Origin of the sequence: Shewanella pneumatophori (assembly GCF_023283895.1) — a bacterium.
Classification (GTDB): Bacteria; Pseudomonadota; Gammaproteobacteria; order Enterobacterales; family Shewanellaceae; genus Shewanella; species Shewanella pneumatophori.
In genome coordinates, this window is sequence record NZ_JAKILB010000012.1 from 62,904 (window position 1) to 84,033 (window position 21,130).

At 43.0% G+C, this 21,130-nt stretch carries 15 protein-coding genes and 10 tRNA genes; 24 read left to right on the forward strand and 1 reads right to left on the reverse strand.

The genetic code is table 11. The features are described from left to right. Positions 1–93: 93 nt before the first annotated feature. The 10 genes from L2740_RS16605 to rpoS all read left to right on the forward strand — a co-directional run bounded on the left by L2740_RS16605 (position 94) and on the right by rpoS (position 9,634). A complete protein-coding gene (locus tag L2740_RS16605; RefSeq protein ID WP_248468769.1) occupies positions 94–1,734 on the forward strand; it encodes a CTP synthase in 1,641 nt (546 codons plus the stop codon). A gap of 271 nt (positions 1,735–2,005) precedes the next feature. Further along, positions 2,006–3,301, forward strand: coding sequence for a phosphopyruvate hydratase (gene eno, locus L2740_RS16610; RefSeq protein ID WP_248951219.1), 1,296 nt, complete (start codon positions 2,006–2,008; stop codon positions 3,299–3,301). A 90-nt stretch (positions 3,302–3,391) separates the two neighbouring features. Beyond that, positions 3,392–3,685 (forward strand): cell division protein FtsB, encoded by a 294-nt coding sequence (ftsB, locus tag L2740_RS16615; RefSeq protein WP_248468767.1) that lies wholly within the window; start codon positions 3,392–3,394, stop codon positions 3,683–3,685. Positions 3,686–3,800: 115 nt separating this feature from the next. After that, a complete protein-coding gene (gene ispD / locus L2740_RS16620; protein ID WP_248951220.1) occupies positions 3,801–4,493 on the forward strand; it encodes a 2-C-methyl-D-erythritol 4-phosphate cytidylyltransferase in 693 nt (230 codons plus the stop codon). Positions 4,494–4,532: 39 nt separating this feature from the next. After that, the gene (ispF, locus tag L2740_RS16625) at positions 4,533–5,015 is read left to right on the forward strand and encodes a 2-C-methyl-D-erythritol 2,4-cyclodiphosphate synthase (RefSeq protein ID WP_248951221.1); all 483 of its coding nucleotides are present in this window, start codon (positions 4,533–4,535) and stop codon (positions 5,013–5,015) included. An 85-nt stretch (positions 5,016–5,100) separates the two neighbouring features. Beyond that, positions 5,101–6,165 (forward strand): tRNA pseudouridine(13) synthase TruD, encoded by a 1,065-nt coding sequence (gene truD, locus L2740_RS16630; protein WP_248951222.1) that lies wholly within the window; start codon positions 5,101–5,103, stop codon positions 6,163–6,165. Further along, the gene (gene surE / locus L2740_RS16635; RefSeq protein WP_248951223.1) at positions 6,165–6,914 is read left to right on the forward strand and encodes a 5'/3'-nucleotidase SurE; all 750 of its coding nucleotides are present in this window, start codon (positions 6,165–6,167) and stop codon (positions 6,912–6,914) included. The genes truD and surE overlap by 1 nt, the downstream gene beginning before the upstream one ends. 103 nt (positions 6,915–7,017) lie before the next feature. After that, the gene (locus tag L2740_RS16640; protein ID WP_248951224.1) at positions 7,018–7,653 is read left to right on the forward strand and encodes a protein-L-isoaspartate(D-aspartate) O-methyltransferase; all 636 of its coding nucleotides are present in this window, start codon (positions 7,018–7,020) and stop codon (positions 7,651–7,653) included. Positions 7,654–7,735: 82 nt separating this feature from the next. Next, positions 7,736–8,599 carry a peptidoglycan DD-metalloendopeptidase family protein gene (locus L2740_RS16645; RefSeq protein WP_420833540.1) on the forward strand — a complete coding sequence of 288 codons (864 nt, stop codon included), beginning with the start codon at positions 7,736–7,738 and terminating at the stop codon, positions 8,597–8,599. Positions 8,600–8,674: 75 nt separating this feature from the next. Next, positions 8,675–9,634 carry an RNA polymerase sigma factor RpoS gene (gene rpoS, locus L2740_RS16650; protein ID WP_248951226.1) on the forward strand — a complete coding sequence of 320 codons (960 nt, stop codon included), beginning with the start codon at positions 8,675–8,677 and terminating at the stop codon, positions 9,632–9,634. A 110-nt stretch (positions 9,635–9,744) separates the two neighbouring features. Here rpoS and mutS read toward each other — a convergent pair whose 3' ends face one another. Further along, the gene (gene mutS, locus L2740_RS16655; protein WP_248951265.1) at positions 9,745–12,324 is read right to left on the reverse strand and encodes a DNA mismatch repair protein MutS; all 2,580 of its coding nucleotides are present in this window, start codon (positions 12,322–12,324) and stop codon (positions 9,745–9,747) included. Positions 12,325–12,644: 320 nt separating this feature from the next. Between mutS and recA the strand changes: the two genes are divergently transcribed. The 14 genes from recA to L2740_RS16725 all read left to right on the forward strand — a co-directional run bounded on the left by recA (position 12,645) and on the right by L2740_RS16725 (position 21,109). Beyond that, positions 12,645–13,712: a recombinase RecA gene (gene recA, locus L2740_RS16660; protein WP_248468760.1), complete on the forward strand. Its 1,068-nt coding sequence runs from the start codon at positions 12,645–12,647 to the stop codon at positions 13,710–13,712. 383 nt (positions 13,713–14,095) lie between these two features. After that, positions 14,096–16,723 (forward strand): alanine--tRNA ligase, encoded by a 2,628-nt coding sequence (alaS, locus tag L2740_RS16665; protein ID WP_248951227.1) that lies wholly within the window; start codon positions 14,096–14,098, stop codon positions 16,721–16,723. A 522-nt stretch (positions 16,724–17,245) separates the two neighbouring features. Next, positions 17,246–17,443, forward strand: coding sequence for a carbon storage regulator CsrA (gene csrA, locus L2740_RS16670; protein WP_006082602.1), 198 nt, complete (start codon positions 17,246–17,248; stop codon positions 17,441–17,443). 438 nt (positions 17,444–17,881) lie between these two features. After that, positions 17,882–17,973 (forward strand) — tRNA-Ser (locus L2740_RS16675). 21 nt (positions 17,974–17,994) lie between these two features. After that, a tRNA-Arg gene (locus L2740_RS16680) sits at positions 17,995–18,071 on the forward strand. 30 nt (positions 18,072–18,101) lie between these two features. Beyond that, positions 18,102–18,178: transfer RNA gene (locus L2740_RS16685), tRNA-Arg, on the forward strand. 32 nt (positions 18,179–18,210) lie between these two features. Further along, positions 18,211–18,287 (forward strand) — tRNA-Arg (locus L2740_RS16690). Between the two features lie 31 nt (positions 18,288–18,318). After that, positions 18,319–18,395, forward strand: a tRNA-Arg gene (locus L2740_RS16695). A 32-nt stretch (positions 18,396–18,427) separates the two neighbouring features. Beyond that, positions 18,428–18,504, forward strand: a tRNA-Arg gene (locus L2740_RS16700). A 9-nt stretch (positions 18,505–18,513) separates the two neighbouring features. Next, positions 18,514–18,605, forward strand: a tRNA-Ser gene (locus L2740_RS16705). Positions 18,606–18,683: 78 nt separating this feature from the next. Then, positions 18,684–18,760: transfer RNA gene (locus L2740_RS16710), tRNA-Arg, on the forward strand. 32 nt (positions 18,761–18,792) lie between these two features. Next, a tRNA-Arg gene (locus L2740_RS16715) sits at positions 18,793–18,869 on the forward strand. 9 nt (positions 18,870–18,878) lie between these two features. Continuing rightward, a tRNA-Ser gene (locus L2740_RS16720) sits at positions 18,879–18,970 on the forward strand. A gap of 666 nt (positions 18,971–19,636) precedes the next feature. Continuing rightward, positions 19,637–21,109, forward strand: a complete 1,473-nt coding sequence (locus L2740_RS16725; protein ID WP_248951266.1) for an arylsulfatase — start codon at positions 19,637–19,639, stop codon at positions 21,107–21,109. Positions 21,110–21,130: the final 21 nt, after the last annotated feature.

The window sequence follows — 21,130 nt, forward strand, 5'->3', positions numbered from 1 at the left end:
GTTTGTCGAATCAATGTTGCTTTGGTATAATATTGCCCCGTCCTAGTGCTTTCTTACAAGCACATATCTCAAACTCATTTTCTCAGGTTCAGCATGACTACAAGGTATATCTTCGTTACTGGTGGCGTGGTTTCATCACTAGGTAAAGGCATTGCAGCAGCATCTTTGGCTGCAATATTAGAGGCTCGCGGCCTTAACGTAACCATTATGAAGCTGGATCCATACATTAACGTCGATCCAGGTACCATGAGTCCAACACAGCACGGTGAAGTGTTTGTGACAGAAGACGGCGCTGAAACAGATCTAGACTTAGGTCACTATGAGCGTTTCATCCGTACTAAGATGAACCGTCGTAATAACTTTACTACGGGTCGTATTTATGAAGAAGTACTTCGTAAAGAACGTCGTGGTGACTATTTAGGTGCAACCATTCAGGTTATTCCGCACATCACTAACGCTATCAAAGAAAAAGTACTTGCTGGTGGCGAAGGTCATGATGTGGCAATCGTTGAGATTGGTGGCACTGTTGGTGATATCGAATCACTACCATTCTTAGAGTCTATCCGTCAGCTAGGTGTTGAACTTGGTCGTGATAGAACTCTATTTATGCATTTGACCTTGGTACCTTTCTTAGGCGCTGCGGGTGAAGTGAAAACTAAGCCTACTCAGCACTCAGTTAAAGAACTACGTTCAATCGGTATCGCTCCTGATGTATTGGTATGTCGTGGCGATCGCGCTATTCCTGCCAACGAGAAAGCAAAGATTTCTCTATTCTGTAACGTTGAAGAACGTGCAGTTATTTCGCTAAAAGACGTAGACAGTATCTATAAGATCCCTGCGCTGTTAAAAGCACAAGGTCTAGATCAACTTGTCACTAAGCGTTTCGGTATTGACTGTAAAGAAGCTGATTTGGCTGAGTGGGAAAAAGTAATTTACCAAGAAGCTAACCCAACAGGTGAAATCACTATTGGTATGGTTGGTAAGTACATTGAACTACCAGATGCTTACAAGTCAGTTAACGAAGCATTAAAGCATGCCGGTCTATTTAACCGCGTGTCAGTTAACATTAAGTACATTGACTCACAGAATGTTGAAGCTAAGGGCGATGAAGTACTTCAAGGCCTAGATGGTATCTTGGTACCTGGTGGTTTCGGTGAGCGCGGTGTTGAAGGTAAGATCATGGCGGCTAAGTACGCTCGTGAAAACAACCTTCCATACTTTGGTATCTGTTTAGGTATGCAGGTTGCACTGATCGAGTTCGCTCGTCACGTTGCAGGTCTTGAAGGCGCGCATTCAACTGAGTTTATGCCAGAAACACCACATCCAGTTGTTGGTTTGATCACTGAATGGATCAACGAAGACGGTAAAGTTGAAGAGCGTCATGAAGAGTCTGATCTTGGTGGTACTATGCGCTTAGGTGCGCAGTTATGCCACTTAGAAGAAGGCACTAAAGCGGCTGCAGCTTACAAAGGTAACACTTGTGTTGAACGTCATCGTCACCGTTACGAAGTGAACAACAACTACAAAGAGCGTCTAGAGAAAGCAGGTCTTATCTTTAGTGGTCTATCTTCAGACCGCTCGCTAGTTGAAATGATTGAGCTACCAAATCACCCATGGTTTGTAGCAGGTCAATTCCACCCAGAATTTACCTCAACTCCACGTGACGGTCAGCCGTTATTTGAGGGCTTTGTAGCAGCCGCTGCAGCTTATCAAAAACGTGATTTAGAAGACTAAATACCAACAAGACCGCTTCCATGCTATGGGGGCGGTTTTTTTGTTTGTGGTGTTGTAATACCGATTGGCATAAAGGATTTGTCACTTAGCAAGAGTTCAGCGTTTAATGAGCTTTAAAGGGATTACCATTCAAGCTCATTCACCTTTTCAAAGCGCAGCTTTACTCTGAGTCGACTCTAACTTTATTACCTTTTGGCGTAAGTTTAGATGAACAGAATTTCGTTTTACTTTTATCTTTAAATTTATCTTTAAAACTTAAATCGAGGGCATTATGGCTAAGATTATTAACATTATCGGTCGCGAAATCATGGATTCTCGCGGTAACCCAACTGTTGAAGCTGAAGTTCATTTAGAAGGCGGATTCATGGGCATGGCTGCGGCACCATCTGGTGCATCTACAGGTAGCCGTGAAGCACTTGAACTACGTGACGGCGACAAAGCACGTTACATGGGTAAAGGTGTATTAAAAGCTGTTGAAAACATCAACGGACTCATCCGTGATGCGTTAATGGGTAAAGATGCAACTGCACAAGCTGAACTAGATCAAATCATGATCGACGTTGACGGTACTGAAAACAAAGATAAGCTAGGTGCTAACGCGATTCTAGCAGTATCTTTGGCTGCTGCTAAAGCGGCTGCAGCATTTAAAGGTATTCCTTTATACGCGCACATTGCTGATCTAAACGGCACTCCTGGTCAGTACTCAATGCCTGTTCCTATGATGAACATCCTAAACGGTGGTGAGCACGCAGATAACAACGTAGATATTCAAGAGTTCATGGTTCAGCCTGTTGGCGCTAAGAACTTCCGTGAAGCACTACGTATGGGCGCTGAAATCTTCCATAACCTAAAGAGCGTACTTAAGGCACAAGGCCTAAACACTGCTGTAGGTGACGAAGGTGGTTTCGCACCAAACTTAGCGTCAAACGCTGATGCATTGGCTGTAATTAAAGTAGCTGTTGAGCAAGCGGGTTACCAACTAGGTACTGACGTTACTCTAGCACTAGATTGTGCTGCATCTGAGTTTTACAAAGATGGTCAATATGACCTTTCTGGCGAAGGTAAAGTATTCTCTGCAAATGGTTTCTCTGACTTCCTTAAGTCGCTAACTGAGCAGTACCCAATTGTTTCTATCGAAGATGGCTTAGATGAGTCAGATTGGGACGGTTGGGCTTACCAAACTCAAATTATGGGCGATAAGATCCAACTTGTTGGTGACGATCTGTTCGTAACTAATACCAAGATTTTAAAGCGCGGTATCGACAATGGTATTGCTAACTCTATCTTGATTAAGTTTAACCAAATCGGCTCACTAACTGAGACGCTAGCTGCAATTCGCATGGCGAAAGAAGCTGGCTACACAGTTGTGATTTCACACCGTAGTGGTGAAACTGAAGATGCAACCATTGCTGATCTAGCTGTTGCTACTTCAGCAGGTCAAATCAAGACTGGTTCACTATGTCGTAGTGACCGTGTAGCTAAGTACAACCAATTGCTTCGTATCGAAGAGCAGTTAGGTGAAAAAGCACCTTACAACGGCCTTAAAGAGATTAAAGGTCAAGCGTAAAACGCGATAAACTTTAAAAAGGCCACCACTCGGTGGCCTTTTTTGTTGTACTATCTGTTTAATATTCTCAAATTCTTGCTATTTAGACTCATGAAACGCCTTCTTTTTGTATTAATTGCTTTACTTGCCATGCTTCAGTATCGCCTTTGGTTAGGAGAAAAGAGCCTAGCTGAATCTTTTCACCTGCAAGAGCAAATTAGGTTGCAGCAGCAAAGTAATGCGCAGTTAGTGGCAAGAAACCAAGTATTAAGAGAAGAAATAAGCGATTTGCGCAGTGGCACAGAAGCACTAGAAGAGCGCGCCCGAAATGAGCTTGGCATGGTTAAAGATGGAGAGACTTTCTTTCGAGTTGTGGGGGGCGAGCGCCCAAGTGACTCAAACTAACCGTAGTAAACTTGCCTAAGTAAATAAGCATTAAGTCATTGAGAATAGAGATATCACATTGCTCTAGGCACTTTTTAATCGACCGTAAAACACCTGCATTATATGGAACTCATTAATGAGCCAAACTCCTAAACAAATTATTGCCATAGTACCTGCAGCTGGAATTGGTAGCCGAATGGGCGCCGAGATCCCCAAACAGTATTTAATGTTAAATGAGCAGACTATTTTAGGCCACACACTAGATTGCTTATTGTCGCATCCTAAGATTGATAAAGTGATTGTGGCTATTAATCCAAGCGATGACTACTTTGCTGACCTGCCACAAGCTTCACACCCTAAATTACAATGTGTCAGCGGCGGAAAAGAGCGAGCAGATTCGGTGCTAGCAGGACTTAACCTTGCCGATGAAGGCGCTTGGGCACTGGTTCACGATGCAGCACGTCCCTGTTTAACCCATCAAGATATCGATAAATTAATAGCCTCTGCGACAGTGCACCCTCAAGGTGCCATTTTAGCCGCGCCAGTACGTGATACCATGAAGCGCACTAATGCAGAAGGTGTTATAACCACGACAGTGTGTCGAGATCAGCTTTGGCATGCATTAACGCCGCAGTTTTTCCCTGTAAAAGCGCTTACGCATCATTTAACCGCGGCACTTGCTGCTGGGGCGCTTATTACTGACGAAGCCTCTGCCATGGAGTGGGCCGGAATTATGCCTGCTGTGGTTACTGGCCGCGCTGATAACATAAAAGTGACTCACCCGGATGATTTACAGTTAGCATCACTTTTTCTCAAGAATTCAATTTAAGGTGTTGAGCCTTAATTGGCAAAACAGACAGGTATCGAAATGAAAATTAGAATTGGTCACGGCTTTGATGTGCATAAATTTGGCGGTGAGCCACCGCTTATTCTAGGTGGCGTCGATGTGCCTTATGAAGTGGGCCTCATTGCCCATTCAGATGGTGATGTTGTTTTGCACGCCATTTCAGATGCTATTTTAGGTGCAATGGCACTAGGTGATATTGGTAAACACTTTCCTGATACCGATGCTGAATTTAAAGGTGCCGATAGCCGAGTGTTATTAAGGCATTGCTATAAGCTCGCGACTGAAATGGGTTATCAATTATCTAATCTAGATGTCACTATTATCGCGCAAGCACCAAAAGTGGCGCCGCATATTGAGTCTATACGCGCAGTACTGGCAGCTGATCTGGCTACAGACATTGCTGATATCAACGTCAAAGCAACAACAACTGAAAAGCTTGGCTTTACAGGGCGTAAAGAAGGTATTGCGGTTGAAGCTGTAGTATTGATGAATCAGACAGCTTAGTCACAAGCCACACTTTTATAGTTGTCTGTTACATCGGCCATTTTAATAAGCCTTTAGTTATATATTTTTGAGAACAATTAGCGATATGAGCGAATTACATTATTTATACGGCAAGCCGTTAGCGACTGCAGACTTGCGTACCCATAATAGCGATTTTCAAGTTCAAGAGATCTTGCCTTTTGCGCCAACGGGTGAGGGAGAGCATCACTTGCTGCACATTCGTAAAGAGGGATTAAATACGGTAGAAGTCGCTAAAATGCTCTCAAGTTTCGCCCATGTGCACCCTAAAGAAGTCACCTATGCGGGGCAAAAGGATAAGCATGCGGTAACTGAGCAATGGTTCGGTGTACGTATTCCTGGTAAAGAAACACCTGATTGGCAGCAATTAAACAGTGAGCAGATCACTATTTTGAGCGCTTCAAGACACACTAAGAAGTTACGGATAGGTGCATTGGCGGGTAATCGTTTTACGTTAACGCTACGCAACGTCAGTGATATTGCTGATGTTGTTTCTCGTATTGAGAAAGTGAAAAAGCAAGGCGTACCGAATTACTTTGGTGAGCAACGCTTTGGTAACGATGGTAAGAATTTAGTCTTTGGCCGCCAAATGTTCACTGGACGTAAAGTTAAAGACAGAAATAAGCGCAGTATGTATCTGTCTGCAGTGCGCTCTAACCTATTTAACGTTGCTACTTCTGAACGTTTAGCAGCTCATGGAACCTCAGTGTTAGCCGGTGACTGTGTGCTTCTTGCTGGTAGCAAGAGTTACTTTGTTGCAGAGCAATGGGATGACACTTTAACTGAGCGTCTTGCAAAAAAAGATATACAGCTTTCAGCACCTTTATGGGGACGTGGTTTGCCACTGGCACAAGCTGAGGCTGCAACGTGTGAAGCTGATGCATTAGCTGAGTTAATTGTCGACAGGGAAGGGCTAGAACAAGCTGGGCTCAATCAAGAGCGTCGTGCTTTGTTACTTGAGCCACAACATCTGCAATATCAAGTAGATGAAGATACCATTACCTTAAAGTTTGCATTACCATCTGGCTCTTATGCGACTTCATTACTGCGCGAATTATTCTTGTACCAAGATGTAAAAGAGTTAGCCCGTAAGCAGATGCTTGCTGAGCAAAAAAGTAATGAGGCTCAGTAATGAAGATTTTAATTAGTAATGACGATGGCGTAAACGCTGAGGGCATAGTTGCACTTACGCGTTCATTAAGCAGTATTGCTGAAACGCTAACCGTTGGGCCTGACAGAAACTGCTCTGGAGCGAGTAACTCATTAACCTTGACCAATCCGTTGCGACTGAATAGGTTAGACAATGGCTTTATTTCAGTGAGTGGAACACCAACAGACTGCGTGCATCTAGCTATTCGTGAGCTTTATCAAGACGAGCCAGATATGGTGGTGTCAGGTATTAATGCTGGTGCGAATATGGGCGATGATACCTTGTACTCCGGCACCGTTGCTGCTGCCATGGAAGGACGGTTTTTAGGGTTTCCAGCAATTGCGATTTCGTTAGTCGGTCATGAGTTAAAGCATTACGATACGGCAGCACATTATGCGTTAAAAATCGTTAAAGCATTACAACAAAAGCCAATTGCTCAAGATAAGATTTTAAATATTAATGTGCCTGATTTACCTTTAGCTGAAATCAAAGGGATTAAAATTACTCGCTTAGGTGCTCGTCATCGCGCAGAGGGAATGGTACGTACCCAAGATCCTGCAGGTAGAGAAATATTTTGGTTAGGCCCACCGGGTGATGAGCAAGATGCTAGCGAAGGCACAGATTTTTTTGCTGTGGCAAATGGCTATGTATCTATTACGCCGCTAACGGTTGATCTAACAGCCTTTGAAAAACTCAACGACTTAGAAGATTGGTTGGCTGATATTGATTAAATTGAGGCACGGTTAGCTTTATAAAGGCTGCTATTTGATGCAGCCCTTTTATTGTGTTTGTTTACGTTTTAATTTGTTTATTTTTGAAATATGGAAATGATTTATGACCTTCGTTGCCTCAACTTCTGCATTGAACCTCGCAAAAAGACTGTATGAGGCAGGGATCCGTAATGAGTCTGTATTAAAAGCTGTGGCAAATACGCCAAGAGAGCAGTTTTTAGATCCAGCACTTGGCCATAAAGCATATGAAAATACCGCATTACCAATAGGCCAAGGGCAAACAATTTCACAACCTTACATTGTTGCACGTATGACTGAAATCTTGTTGCAAACTAACCCTAATAAAGTATTAGAAATAGGAACGGGTTCTGGTTATCAAGCGGCAATTTTAGCGCAACTAGTGCCACAGTTATGCACCGTTGAGCGGATTAAAAGTTTACAAATTCAAGCAAGACAGCGATTAAAGCGACTCGATCTGCATAATATAGCGTTTAAATATGGCGATGGTTGGCAAGGGTGGCCGAGTAAAGGCCTTTATGATGCGATTATGGTGACTGCTGCTGCCGCTTCTATTCCTGAAGCGCTGCTTGCTCAATTAGCAGATGGCGGGGTATTACTTATTCCAGTTGGTGAGGCAAACCAGCAATTAATGAAAGTCACACGTGTAGGTGAGCAATTTACCTCGCAAGCAATAGAAATGGTGCGTTTTGTACCACTCGTAAATGGTGAGCTTGCTTAATGTTTGTCACCATTACTGAACAATCATCGATTTTGCCAATTGGAGCTCAGGGCTAATAATGAGGTTAGTTAGATTTTCTATAATGTTAATGCTGCTATCAGGATGTAGCTTTCAAGCCGAGCGTCCTGCACCTGTAGAGTCATTAAATGGACCATCAACACCTTCAATTAGCAAAGGTTCGATTACTGGCACTAAATATGTAGTTCGAAAAGGTGACACCTTGTATTCGATTGCTTGGGGAGCAAATAAAGATTTTGCCGACCTAGCTAAGAGTAATAGCCTACCAACCCCTTATACCATCTACCCTGGACAGGTATTGAGTCTTAACTCTAAAAAAACTGTTACAAATAGCAAACCTGTTAAAAAAGTGGCTACAGTAGCGTCGAAACCAAGCTCTAATTCAAGTAAAAGCACTACGAAACAGCAGGTTAACTCAACTGCATCAGTCGAAAGTAGCAAAAAAGATTGGTCAAAAAAACAACTTGATCCTAGTCAAAAGCCTGCGTATTCTGTAACAACCGGTCAACAAGATACTAACCGTGTTATCCACAAGCCAGCCGAGCTTCCTGTGAAAGTAAGTAAATGGTTATGGCCTGTAAACGGAAAAGTGATTGGTACATTCTCAGCCAAAGAGCAGGGAAATAAAGGCATAAAGATCGCCGGCAATCGAGGTGATGCTATCAGGGCTGCAGCGAGTGGTAGAGTTGTTTACGCAGGTAGTGCACTTAGAGGCTATGGTAACTTAGTTATCATTAAACACAGTGATGATTATTTAAGTGCTTATGCACATGCCGATAAGATCTTAGTGAAAGAAAAGCAAGTTGTTAATGTTGGTCAAACAGTTGCGAAAATGGGTAGTACAGGAACTAACAAGGTGATGCTGCATTTTGAAATTAGGTATCACGGTAAGTCAGTAAACCCACTTAAATTTTTGCCTAAAAAATAGTTTTTAGGCCGCCAAATTTGGCAAATCGGAGGATAGTGAAGTGCAGTAATTAAATGAAAATTCGGGAGAGATATTATGGGCAGACCTACAAATGCTGCTGTAGCAGAGCAAGCAAAAAATAACTCGTTTAACGAGCCGACTAATAACCAAAACGTTAAAGAAGCTGAATTAGAGCAACAAGTCCAAGATGACTTGCAGAAGAACCTCGATGCCACTCAGCTATATCTTGGTGAAATTGGCTTTTCCCCACTCCTCAGTGCTGAGGAAGAAGTGTATTTTTCACGTAAATCCCTAAAGGGCTGTGAAAAGTCACGTAACCGCATGATTGAAAGCAATCTAAGACTCGTTGTCAAAATTGCACGTCGATATAATAATCGTGGCTTAGCGCTACTTGATCTTATCGAGGAAGGTAATTTAGGCCTAATCCGAGCTGTTGAAAAGTTTGATCCTGAAAGAGGCTTTCGATTTTCTACCTACGCTACTTGGTGGATTAGACAGACAATCGAACGCGCAATCATGAATCAAACACGTACTATTCGTTTACCTATCCATGTGGTTAAAGAGCTTAACGTCTATTTGCGCACCGCAAGAGAGTTGGCACATAAGTTAGATCATGAGCCAACAGCGGAAGAAATTGCAGATCAATTAGATTTACCAAGCGCTGATGTTAGCCGTATGCTTAAACTTAATGAAAGAATTACCTCTGTTGATACTCCGCTTGGTGGCGAAAGTGACAAGGCACTACTAGATGTGCTGGCAGATGATGACAATGTTGGTCCTGACTATAAAGTACAAGACGAAGATATGTCTAAGTCAGTGGTAAAATGGCTCGATGAACTCAATACCAAGCAACGTGAAGTGTTAGCGCGCCGATTTGGTTTGCTAGGTTATGAGCCGTCAACACTAGAAAATGTCGGTAAAGAGATTGGTTTAACACGTGAGCGTGTTCGTCAAATTCAAGTTGAGGCATTGAAACGTCTTAAAGACCTGCTAGGCGCTCAAGGGCTGTCAGTAGAGGCTATTTTCAAAGCCTAACTTTTAGTAAAGATATCTTAAAAGTTACAGAGTGAATAAAAGAAAAGCGCAGTTGATTTCAACTGCGCTTTTTAGTGTTTGCTGCATACTTACTGGTATTAGCTAATCGCTTATAGCGCTAACTTCTTCAGGTTATATAAGTAATCCAGTGCTTGCTTTGGGGTTAATTCATCTGGATTGAGCTTACTTAATGCTTCTAACGCCGGCGATGGAGCTGGCGTTGCAAAACTCATTGCTTGCTGTTGCGGCGCTTTATCAGCTGATTGCTCGGAGTTATGCTCGCGACTTTCTAGCTGTTGAAGCTTATGCTTGGCGGCACTAATTACACAGTTAGGTACGCCAGCAAGTGCAGCAACCTGTAGACCGTAACTTCTGCTGGCAGCGCCTTCTTGTACTGCATGCATGAACACAATGCTGTCACCATGTTCGACTGCGTCTAAATGCACATTTTCTACATTCGACAACAGTTCTGGCAGTTGAGTTAGCTCAAAGTAGTGCGTGGCAAATAGGGTCATCGCTTGAAGATGTTTGGCTAAATACTCTGCAGCAGACCAAGCAAGAGAAAGGCCGTCATAAGTAGATGTGCCGCGGCCAATCTCATCCATCAATACTAGGCTGTTAGGCGTTGCGTTATGTAAGATATTCGCCGTTTCAGTCATTTCTACCATGAAGGTAGAGCGACCAGATGCTAAGTCATCTGATGCGCCGATACGGGTAAACACTCTATCAACTGGGCCAATCACAGCGTGCTCTGCAGGGACATAACAACCAATATGCGCCATTAATGTAATAAGGGCTACTTGGCGCATGTAGGTTGATTTACCCCCCATGTTAGGGCCTGTCACCACTAACATTTTTCGCTGATTGTTGAGGGTTACTGGGTTAGCAATAAACGGGCTTTGGCTAACTTGTTCTACAACTGGGTGACGACCCGCTTCAATCTGGATCCCTGGTGTTAGTGATAATTCTGGGCAGTGGTAGTTTAAGCTTTCAGCGCGCTCAGCAAAGTTACAAAGCACATCAAGTTCTGCAGCTGCTTTAGCGAAATCTTGTAGTTCATGCAGTTTCGGTAAGATTAAGTCAAATAGCTGTTCCCACAATTGTTTTTCAAGAGCGAGGGCTTTACCTTGGCTAGAAAGTACTTTTTCTTCATGCTCTTTTAGCTCTGGGATGATGTAACGTTCAGTATTTTTTAGTGTTTGTCTGCGCTGGTAGCTTAAGGGCACGAGATCAGATTCACGGCGGCTAACTTCAATATAGTAGCCATGTACTCGGTTGTAGCCAACTTTAAGGGTTGAGATCCCTGTTTGATCTTTCTCGCGGGCTTCAAGCTCATGTAGGTAATCAGTAGCGCCTTCACTTAATCTGCGCCATTCGTCTAACTCTGCATTATATCCTTCTTGAATAACGCCGCCGTCGCGAATAAGCATAGGCGGGTTATCAACAACTGCACGCGTTAATAGTTCAAGCTCTTCAGGAAACTCACCAATCACCTGTGATAAATATTTAAGGTGTTCTGCATTTGCTTGGCTGAGTGTTTGCTGTAATTGAGGAAGTAACGCTAAAGCTTGACGTAAACGAGCAAAGTCGCGTGGACGAGCATTACGCAGTGCGATACGTGCAGTAATACGTTCAATATCACCTAGTGCTTTTAGATCGTCTGATAATGTTTCAAAATCGCCAGAGTCTAACAGTTCGGCAATCGATGCTTGTCGCGCTCTAATAATGTCATGTTCGCGCAGCGGCTGATGTAACCAGCGCTGTAGCATACGACTTCCCATTGGCGTCACTGTATTATCAAGCACAGATGCCAAAGTGTTTTCGCGGCCACCTTGCAAGTTTACTGTCAGTTCAAGATTGCGGCGGGTGGCGGCATCTAACACGATACTATCGGACTGATTAAAGCGCACAATCGAGTTGATATGCGGCAACGCTGTGCGTTGAGTATCTTTTACATACTGCATTAAACAGCCTGCGGCTTGTAGTGACAGTCTGGCATCTTCGATACCAAAGCCCTTTAAGTCTTTAGTGCCAAATTGATTGAGTAGTAAGCGATGGCAAGTATCGTAGTCAAATTCCCATTCAGGACGACGGCGTGTACCGTTCATTCCTGCAATCAGGCTCATTTGCGAAAAATCTTCACTGTAAAGCAGTTCAGCAGGGTTAGTGCGCTGTAATTCAGCTTCTAATGCTTCTGTATTGGCAAGCTCGGTGATCACGAATCGGCCTGATGCAACATCTAGTGTGGCGTAACCATAGCCAGTTTTGCCTTGATAAAGTGCTGCAAGTAGATTGTCTTGGCGCTCTTGCAACAGGGCTTCATCGGTTAGTGTTCCCGGAGTCACAATACGCACAACTTTGCGCTCAACAGGGCCTTTTGATGTAGCAGGATCACCCACTTGTTCACAGATAGCGACAGATACTCGCAATTGCACTAGTTTAGCTAAGTAACCCTCAACTGCATGGTAAGGCAAGCCGGCCATTGGAATTGGGTCGCCACCACTTTTGCCCCGCGCAGTTAATGAGATCCCAAGTAGCTCAGAAGCGCGTTTAGCATCTTCATAGAAGAGTTCATAGAAATCGCCCATACGATAAAAGAGCAACATGTCAGGATGCTGAGCTTTTAGGGTGAGATACTGACGCATCATTGGGGTGTGTTTTTCTAAGCCTTGCGGATCAATAGCAGTCATCGATTTGTTTTGCCTGTCATTTACTGCGGCGTCTAGTAGCGCCTTAAACAATATTGGCGCTAATCTTACCAATATTTTGGCCATTTTAGGCGTAATTCTTACAGTGTTTACTGAATAAATTACTGGTTAAAATTATAATGTCAGCTTAAGTGTTTGATTTTAAGTGTTTTGTAAAATATTTTTACACAGCACTTGATACTGTATGATTGTACAGTATACTAGTTTCATATTGAGGCTCTAGCCAAGGCTAATTGAGTCATCACCTAAATGATAATTCAGTGCCAATCATACGTAGCACTGCGGTCCAGAGGATATCCGGAATGAAGACAGATCCAAATAAAGAGAAAGCACTGAACGCTGTTTTAGGTCAGATTGAGAAGCAGTTTGGTAAAGGCTCAATCATGAAGTTAGGCGAAGACCGTTCAATGGACGTAGAAACAATTTCTACCGGCTCACTTGCTTTGGATGTTGCCTTAGGTGCTGGTGGTTTACCAATGGGTCGTATAGTTGAGATCTACGGGCCTGAATCTTCTGGTAAAACGACACTAACATTAGAAGTGATTGCTGCAGCGCAAAAGCAAGGTAAAACTTGTGCTTTTATTGACGCTGAGCACGCACTTGATCCTATCTACGCTAAAAAGTTAGGCGTTGATATCGACAATCTACTTTGTTCACAGCCAGACACTGGTGAGCAAGCGCTTGAGATCTGTGATGCACTAACTCGCAGTGGCGCGGTTGACGTAATCATTGTCGACTCAGTAGCGGCGTTAACGCCTAAAGCTGAAATCGAAGGCGAAATTGGTGACTCTCACATGGGCTTAGCCGCTCGTATGATGAGCCAAGCAATGCGTAAGCTTGCAGGTAACCTTAAGCAATCAAATACATTGCTTATCTTCATTAACCAAATCCGTATGAAGATTGGTGTAATGTTTGGTAACCCTGAAACGACTACTGGTGGTAACGCACTTAAGTTCTACGCTTCAGTTCGTCTAGATATCCGCCGTACAGGTGCGATTAAAGATAGAGAAGAAGTGATTGGTAACGAAACTCGCGTTAAAGTCGTTAAAAACAAAATTGCGGCGCCATTTAAACAAGCTGAATTCCAAATCCTTTACGGTCAAGGGATTAACAGTACTGGTGAATTAGTTGACCTAGGTGTATTGCACAAGCTGATTGAAAAGTCAGGTGCTTGGTACAGCTACAAAGGTGACAAGATTGGTCAAGGCCGTGCTAACGCAGGTAAGTACCTAATCGAGAACCCAGCAATTTCTGATGAAATTGAAACAACCTTACGCGCTATGCTTTTAGGTAATGGCGAGAAAGTAGCTGCAGACTCAGCTGATACAGCTGGTGATAACATTGACCTAGAAACTGGTGAAGTATTCTAAGTAGAAGCTAAGTCAAAGCAACACTGACTTGAGTTAAATAAATCGCGATGCGCCTTGGTGCTTCGCGATTTTTTGTTTTCAGCTATAACCATTAGTTAGAGTCCTAAAATACCCGCTTTAAACATTGTATGGTTTACTGCCAACTTTGATACTGAAAGACCATCAATTCAGCTTCAATACAAGTTACATTCATCTTCAATCAACCTAACTCGCATCGAATCGCTACAAATATTGCTTTAGCCATAGTTTAATTTCCTTTTAGACACACAGTTTTGTATCAACAGGGCTGGTTGTTAGACATGACTCTGCTTATAATGCTATCCATAAAAATTTAACAGTTAGCCCTTTAGGCTTATTTGCACAACCTAATTCAGGACGGTTTCATGTATCAAACCACTGCAGCACTGCGAAGTGCTTTTTTGGAATATTTCCGCACTAATGGTCACCAGGTCGTAGATAGTAGCTCTCTCGTTCCAGCGAACGATCCAACCCTACTATTTACTAATGCGGGTATGAACCAGTTTAAAGACGTTTTTTTGGGTGCCGATAAGCGTAGCTACTCACGTGCGACTTCTTCACAGCGCTGTGTACGTGCTGGTGGTAAACATAACGATTTAGATAACGTTGGTTACACTGCTCGTCACCATACATTCTTTGAAATGTTAGGTAACTTCAGCTTTGGTGATTACTTTAAAGAAGATGCGATTAAATTTGCATGGACCTTCTTAACTGAAGAGTTAAAGCTTCCAACCGAGCGTCTATGTGTCACCATCTATGAAACTGATGATGAAGCATTTGAAATTTGGAATAAGAAAATCGGCGTAGCTGCTGAAAATATTATCCGTATTGGCGACAACAAAGGCGCCGCTTACGCATCTGATAACTTCTGGCAGATGGGTGACACTGGTCCATGTGGTCCATGTTCTGAAATTTTCTATGATCACGGCGATCATATCTGGGGTGGCCGTCCAGGTACTCCTGAAGAAGATGGCGACCGTTTCATCGAAATCTGGAACATCGTATTTATGCAGTATAACCGTCAAGCTGACGGTGAAATGAAGCCACTGCCTAAGCCATCAGTTGATACAGGTATGGGTATTGAGCGTATCGCTGCTATTATGCAAGGCGTACACTCAAACTATGAAATTGATATTTTCCAAGCATTGATCAAGAAAGCAGCGGCTATTCTTGGTGTAACAGATCTTGAGAACAAATCATTACGCGTTATTGCTGACCATATTCGTTCATGTGCATTCTTAATTGCTGATGGCGTTATGCCGTCAAATGAAGGCCGTGGTTATGTTCTTCGTCGTATTATCCGTCGTGCAGTGCGTCATGGTAACAAGTTAGGCGCAACTGAAAGCTTCTTCTACAAGTTAGTACCAACACTAATTGAAGTGATGGGCGCTGATGCGGCAAAAGGTCTGCAAGAAACACAAGCGATTGTTGAGAAGTCACTAAAAGCGGAAGAAGAGCAATTTGCTCGTACACTTGAACGTGGTCTAGGTATTTTAGATGCAGCCCTTAACGAGCTAACAACGAATGTGTTAGATGGCGAAACTGCATTTAAGCTTTATGATACATATGGTTTCCCTGTAGATTTAACTGCTGACGTATGTCGTGAACGCGAAATCACTGTTGATGAAGCTGGTTTTGAAGCGGCAATGGCTGAGCAGCGCAGTCGTGCTCAAGCAGCTGGTCAGTTTGATACTGATTACAACGAAGGTTTAAAGATTGAAGAGCAAAGCTGCTTCACTGGTTACACTGAGCTAAATAATCAAGCCACTGTAACAGCAATCTTTAAGGCCGGAGAATCCGTTGAATCTACTGTTGCTGGCGATGATGTTGTTATCGTATTAGATAACACACCATTTTATGGCGAGTCAGGTGGTCAGTGCGGTGATAAAGGCGTATTGATAACTGATGGCGTAGAGTTCACTGTGACAGATACTCAAAAGTATGGTCAAGCAACGGGCCATATTGGCCGTGTAGCAACAGGTGAAATCAAAGTAGGCCAAGTTGTAGCTGCAAATGTTGATAAAAAGCTGCGTCATAGAACGGAGCTAAACCACTCTGTGACTCATCTTTTACATGCGGCATTACGTCAAGTATTAGGTACTCATGTTAGCCAGAAAGGCTCACTAGTTGATCCTGAACGTTTACGTTTTGACTTCTCACACTTTGAAGGCGTTAAAACGTCAGAGCTTAAAGAAGTTGAAGAGCTAGTAAATACGCAAATTCGTCGTAACCACGAATTAACTGCAGAAATTATGGATATCGAAACTGCCAAAGAAAAAGGTGCTATGGCACTGTTTGGTGAGAAATACGATGCTGAAGTACGTGTTGTCACAATGGGCGATTTCTCAATCGAGCTATGTGGTGGTACTCACGTAGGCCGCACTGGTGATATCGGTTTATTCAAGATCACTTCAGAAGGCGGTATTGCTGCTGGTGTACGTCGTATTGAAGCTGTGACTGGTGCTGCAGCGATGGCTTATGTTGCTAAGCAACAAGCTGAGCTTGAAGAAGCCGCGGCATTATTGAAGGGCGATAGTGCTTCAGTTGTTGCTAAGCTAAAAGCACAACTTGATAAAACTAAGCAGCTTGAAAAAGAGCTATCTCAGTTAAAAAATAAGTTAGCAGCGGCTACAAGTGCTGATCTTGCTGGTGAAGCGGTAGACGTTAACGGCGCGAAAGTGCTTATTAAGAAGTTAGAAGGCGTTGATGCTGGTGCATTACGTGGTCTTCAAGATGAGCTAAAGCAAAAGCTACAATCAGGTATTGTGGTTTTAGCGATTGCTGGCGAAGAGAAAGTTAACCTAATTGTAGGTGTGACTAAAGATCTTACCGGTAAAGTTAAAGCTGGTGAGCTTGTAGCATCTATTGCACAACAAGTTGGTGGTAAAGGTGGCGGACGTCCTGATATGGCACAAGCTGGCGGTAGCCAACCAGAAAACCTTGATGCAGCACTAGAGCAAGTGCTTCCATGGATCACAGCTAAGCTAGTTTAATTTGAAGCTTGTTGAATGAGATAGTTAGATATAAAAGCGCCCTAATTGGGCGTTTTTTTATGGTTTAGTTTCAAGATAAATATAACTTACTTATATTGGCTATTTTGGCGGGTTTTATCCAAAGCATTGAGGGTTTATAACGTTAGTGAGGTAATTAGGTTACATAGGGGCTTAACATTACTTTTATCTATATTTTTATCAGCAAATGCATTGGTGATTTTATCAGCTTAAATAGCGAGTTGTTTGTTTTAGGTTTGTAATATGTAAGCTTAAGTTTGGGGAAAGTATTAATTCATGCTAGTTTAATGTTAACGCTTGATAATGATGATATCGGGCAAAAGTTCTTCTTAAACTGGTTAAAAAGGTTTCAGCGCAGAAACTGTGATTTAATACTCGAAAAGGTGTAATTATTTGACGCTTTTCTAATAGAAAACTGTTAATTTGTACTAAGCTGACCTTATAATACAAATATAACGGAATTGTGCCGTATAAAGCAGAATTAGGAACTAAAGGAGCAAAGTAATGCTGATATTGACTCGTCGTGTTGGTGAAACACTGATGATTGGTGACGAAGTAACGGTCACTGTATTAGGCGTTAAAGGTAACCAAGTAAGAATTGGTGTAAATGCACCTAAAGAAGTCTCTGTACATCGTGAAGAGATTTATCAACGCATTCAATCTGAAAAATCAGGTACGCCATCTGAAGGCGGTAACTTTTGATCTAGTAAAGATCAATGAAGAATTCTAGAAGCCAGCTATTACAGCTGGCTTTTTCATTTTTGAGTCTTGAAAGCATAATAGCTATTAGTTCTGAGCAAAGTGCTGACAAGTTTCGGCTCAACTTCCTTTTTAACTGGCTTTACAGCGCTGGCCTATGATTTCGGGTCTCATCGTGGAGATAAAATGAGCGTTGAATATCGACTTAGGTAATTTTTAGATCAAAATTAACGATTGAGCTGATGTTTTAAAAGTTCGGTAGTGATTGGTTTTGTCATTTAGCAGCGAAAAATACCGTTAATAAAGTGACAAAAAACCTACTTTAAAGGGTAAGTTAGACTGTTATACAGACAAGATGCTTAAAAACAGTTCAAACGCGAATGGTTTCTTAAAAAGGGTTTGACTTATTTTCGGCAGACAGTAATATGTGCGCCAAGAAACGGAGAGGTGGCCGAGTGGCCGAAGGCGCTCCCCTGCTAAGGGAGTATGGGCTTTAACTCCCATCGAGGGTTCGAATCCCTCCTTCTCCGCCATTTCTTACAATAGACAACGATGCGGATGTAGCTCAGCTGGATAGAGTACCTGGCTACGAACCAGGCGGTCGGAGGTTCGAATCCTCCCATCCGCACCATTTCTATTGTCGTGATAAATGTTTTAGTGAGCGGATGTAGCTCAGCTGGATAGAGTACCTGGCTACGAACCAGGCGGTCGGAGGTTCGAATCCTCCCATCCGCACCATTAAATCATTTATAGCAGTAAACGTTCTATATGCGGATGTAGCTCAGCTGGATAGAGTACCTGGCTACGAACCAGGCGGTCGGAGGTTCGAATCCTCCCATCCGCACCATAGAATGCAAAGAATTTAAGATTTTATATGAGCGGATGTAGCTCAGCTGGATAGAGTACCTGGCTACGAACCAGGCGGTCGGAGGTTCGAATCCTCCCATCCGCACCATATAAAACAATGATTTAAGTAGTACCGATTTTGCGCGTGTAGCTCAGCTGGATAGAGTACCTGGCTACGAACCAGGCGGTCGGAGGTTCGAATCCTCCCACGCGCACCATGAATTGACGGAGAGGTGGCCGAGTGGCCGAAGGCGCTCCCCTGCTAAGGGAGTATGGGCTTTAACTCCCATCGAGGGTTCGAATCCCTCCTTCTCCGCCATCATTCTTGCGAAAAACCGCAACCCAAGTTGCGGTTTTTTGTCCTCAGAATGATGGAAATGTTTTAAGTTTTATATGAGCGGATGTAGCTCAGCTGGATAGAGTACCTGGCTACGAACCAGGCGGTCGGAGGTTCGAATCCTCCCATCCGCACCATATAAAACAACGAGTTAAGTAGTACCGATTTTGCGCGTGTAGCTCAGCTGGATAGAGTACCTGGCTACGAACCAGGCGGTCGGAGGTTCGAATCCTCCCACGCGCACCATGAATTGACGGAGAGGTGGCCGAGTGGCCGAAGGCGCTCCCCTGCTAAGGGAGTATGGGCTTTAACTCCCATCGAGGGTTCGAATCCCTCCTTCTCCGCCATCATACCAACAAAAAAACCGCACTCGTTGCGGTTTTTTTGTATCTGCAATTTGAGTGATTCTAGTTTAATAGCAATTAGTACAAATGTTTGGCTGTCTACAGCTGTGTTGAATTACAGCTATTCGGCTTGAATTGGTTTGCCAAAAAACGCGCTAAATAAATTAACTTCTTATTTTTATTGCACTCAAGATAAAACCTACCAGTTTCAATTTCCTTTTCTATACTCTTTATTATCAACAACTATTTTTATTATAAATCGTAGTCAATATGTGGGATTTCAACTTACTGTAGATATTGTCTACATAGTTTCTTGCAATCTGTATCACTCATAATCGTGATATTTGCAGGCGTCTGTACATCTAAGACAAAACTTTTCTACCTTAAGTGAAAGGAGTGAGCTTTGTACTTCGCTCTAATCATGAAATCACCGCCATAAATTTACGTGTAATTGGACTTGATTACTATTTGTACTCGTGTAGGTTGAAAAAACCCTTGGTAATTTGTCGTAATCACTTTGGAAGTCGCTTTTGCGCAGAGTGGACACAGGTTTGTTTTCAACAAATGTGTTTAAAAGAACGGAGATCTTATATGGCATTGCTTCAAAACCATGCGAAAAAAAAGTGGGCTGCAATTTCACTTGTCGCTAGCTTATTTTCTGCTTCCGCTATGGCTGCTGATAAACCTAATATTTTGGTGATTTGGGGAGATGATATTGGGCAGTCAAATATCAGTGCTTATACATTTGGCATGATGGGTTATAAAACACCCAATATCGACAGTATTGCTAAAGAAGGCATGATGTTTACTGACTATTACGGCGAGCAATCTTGTACCGCTGGTCGCTCTACATTTATTACTGGTCAGAGTGTATTTAGAACGGGTTTATCTAAAGTGGGCATGCCGGGCGCGGATGTCGGCTTGCAAGATACTGACGCTACGATAGCCGAGATCTTAAAACCCATGGGTTACGCGACCGGGCAATTTGGTAAAAACCACTTAGGCGATCAAGATAAGTTTTTACCGACTAATCATGGTTTTGATGAGTTTTTTGGTAATTTATATCACCTCAACGCTGAAGAAGAGCCTGAAAATATCGATTACCCGAAAGATCCTGAGTTTCGTAAAAAGTTTGGTCCACGAGGTGTTATTAAGTCTTCAGCAGATGGAAAAATTGAAGATACTGGTCCATTAACCAAAAAACGTATGGAAACGGTTGATGATGAAACCGTTGAAGCTGCAATCGACTTTATGGAGCGCAAAGTAAAAGCTAAAAAACCTTTCTTTGTATGGTGGAGTGGCACACGTATGCACTTCAGAACCCACGTAAAGCCAGAGTTACAAGGTTCTAGTAAGCTGAGCAATTATGCTGACGGTATGATTGAGCACGATAATCATGTCGGCCAACTTCTAGCGGCTGTTGATAAACTCGGTATTAAAGATAATACCATCGTATTTTACTCAACCGACAATGGCCCGCATATGAACACTTGGCCTGATGCGGGCACAACACCATTTAGAGGAGAGAAAAATACTAACTGGGAAGGGGCGTATCGTGTGCCTGCAATGGTGCGTTGGCCGGGTAATATCCCAGAGGGCAGTGTGTCGAATGACATAATGCACCATATGGATTGGATGCCAACTTTCGCAGCCGCAGCTGGTGATAGCAAGGTTAAAGAGAAACTGCTTAAAGGCCATAAGGCGGGGAGTAAGACCTTTAAAAACCATCTTGATGGCTACAACTTTTTACCTTACCTAACAGGTAAAGATATGACGCCGCCACGTGAAGAGATCTTCTACTTTACTGATGATGGTGACTTAGCTGCGTTACGCTTTAAAAACTGGAAGTTAGTGTTTATGGAGCAGCGCGTAGAGGGGACGTTATTGCTCTGGGCTAATCCATTTACCGTATTACGTTTACCTAAGATCTATAACTTGCGTATGGACCCTTATGAAAATGCTGACATTACCTCAAACACTTATTGGGATTGGATGCTAGATAGGGCCTTTATGTTAGTGCCTGCACAGGCTTATGTGGCTAAATTCTTGGAAACATTTAAAGAATATCCGCCTAGCCAAAAGGCAGCGAGCTTTAGCTTAGATCAAGTGATGGAGAAACTACAAACTCCGCCAAGTAAGTAAAGGCGTTAAAGATCAAGGGCG

Excerpts from the sequence above, each read along its gene's own strand:
- csrA (WP_006082602.1), top strand. The coding sequence starts at position 17,246 with ATGCTGATATTGACTCGTCGTGTTGGTGAAACACTGATGATTGGTGAC.
- L2740_RS16640 (WP_248951224.1), top strand. The coding sequence starts at position 7,018 with ATGACCTTCGTTGCCTCAACTTCTGCATTGAACCTCGCAAAAAGACTG.
- ispF (WP_248951221.1), top strand. The coding sequence starts at position 4,533 with ATGAAAATTAGAATTGGTCACGGCTTTGATGTGCATAAATTTGGCGGT.
- alaS (WP_248951227.1), top strand. The coding sequence starts at position 14,096 with ATGTATCAAACCACTGCAGCACTGCGAAGTGCTTTTTTGGAATATTTC.
- ftsB (WP_248468767.1), top strand. The coding sequence starts at position 3,392 with ATGAAACGCCTTCTTTTTGTATTAATTGCTTTACTTGCCATGCTTCAG.
- mutS (WP_248951265.1), bottom strand. The coding sequence starts at position 12,324 with ATGACTGCTATTGATCCGCAAGGCTTAGAAAAACACACCCCAATGATG.
- rpoS (WP_248951226.1), top strand. The coding sequence starts at position 8,675 with ATGGGCAGACCTACAAATGCTGCTGTAGCAGAGCAAGCAAAAAATAAC.
- L2740_RS16725 (WP_248951266.1), top strand. The coding sequence starts at position 19,637 with ATGGCTGCTGATAAACCTAATATTTTGGTGATTTGGGGAGATGATATT.
- truD (WP_248951222.1), top strand. The coding sequence starts at position 5,101 with ATGAGCGAATTACATTATTTATACGGCAAGCCGTTAGCGACTGCAGAC.
- eno (WP_248951219.1), top strand. The coding sequence starts at position 2,006 with ATGGCTAAGATTATTAACATTATCGGTCGCGAAATCATGGATTCTCGC.
- recA (WP_248468760.1), top strand. The coding sequence starts at position 12,645 with ATGAAGACAGATCCAAATAAAGAGAAAGCACTGAACGCTGTTTTAGGT.
- L2740_RS16605 (WP_248468769.1), top strand. The coding sequence starts at position 94 with ATGACTACAAGGTATATCTTCGTTACTGGTGGCGTGGTTTCATCACTA.
- L2740_RS16645 (WP_420833540.1), top strand. The coding sequence starts at position 7,736 with ATGTTAATGCTGCTATCAGGATGTAGCTTTCAAGCCGAGCGTCCTGCA.
- surE (WP_248951223.1), top strand. The coding sequence starts at position 6,165 with ATGAAGATTTTAATTAGTAATGACGATGGCGTAAACGCTGAGGGCATA.
- ispD (WP_248951220.1), top strand. The coding sequence starts at position 3,801 with ATGAGCCAAACTCCTAAACAAATTATTGCCATAGTACCTGCAGCTGGA.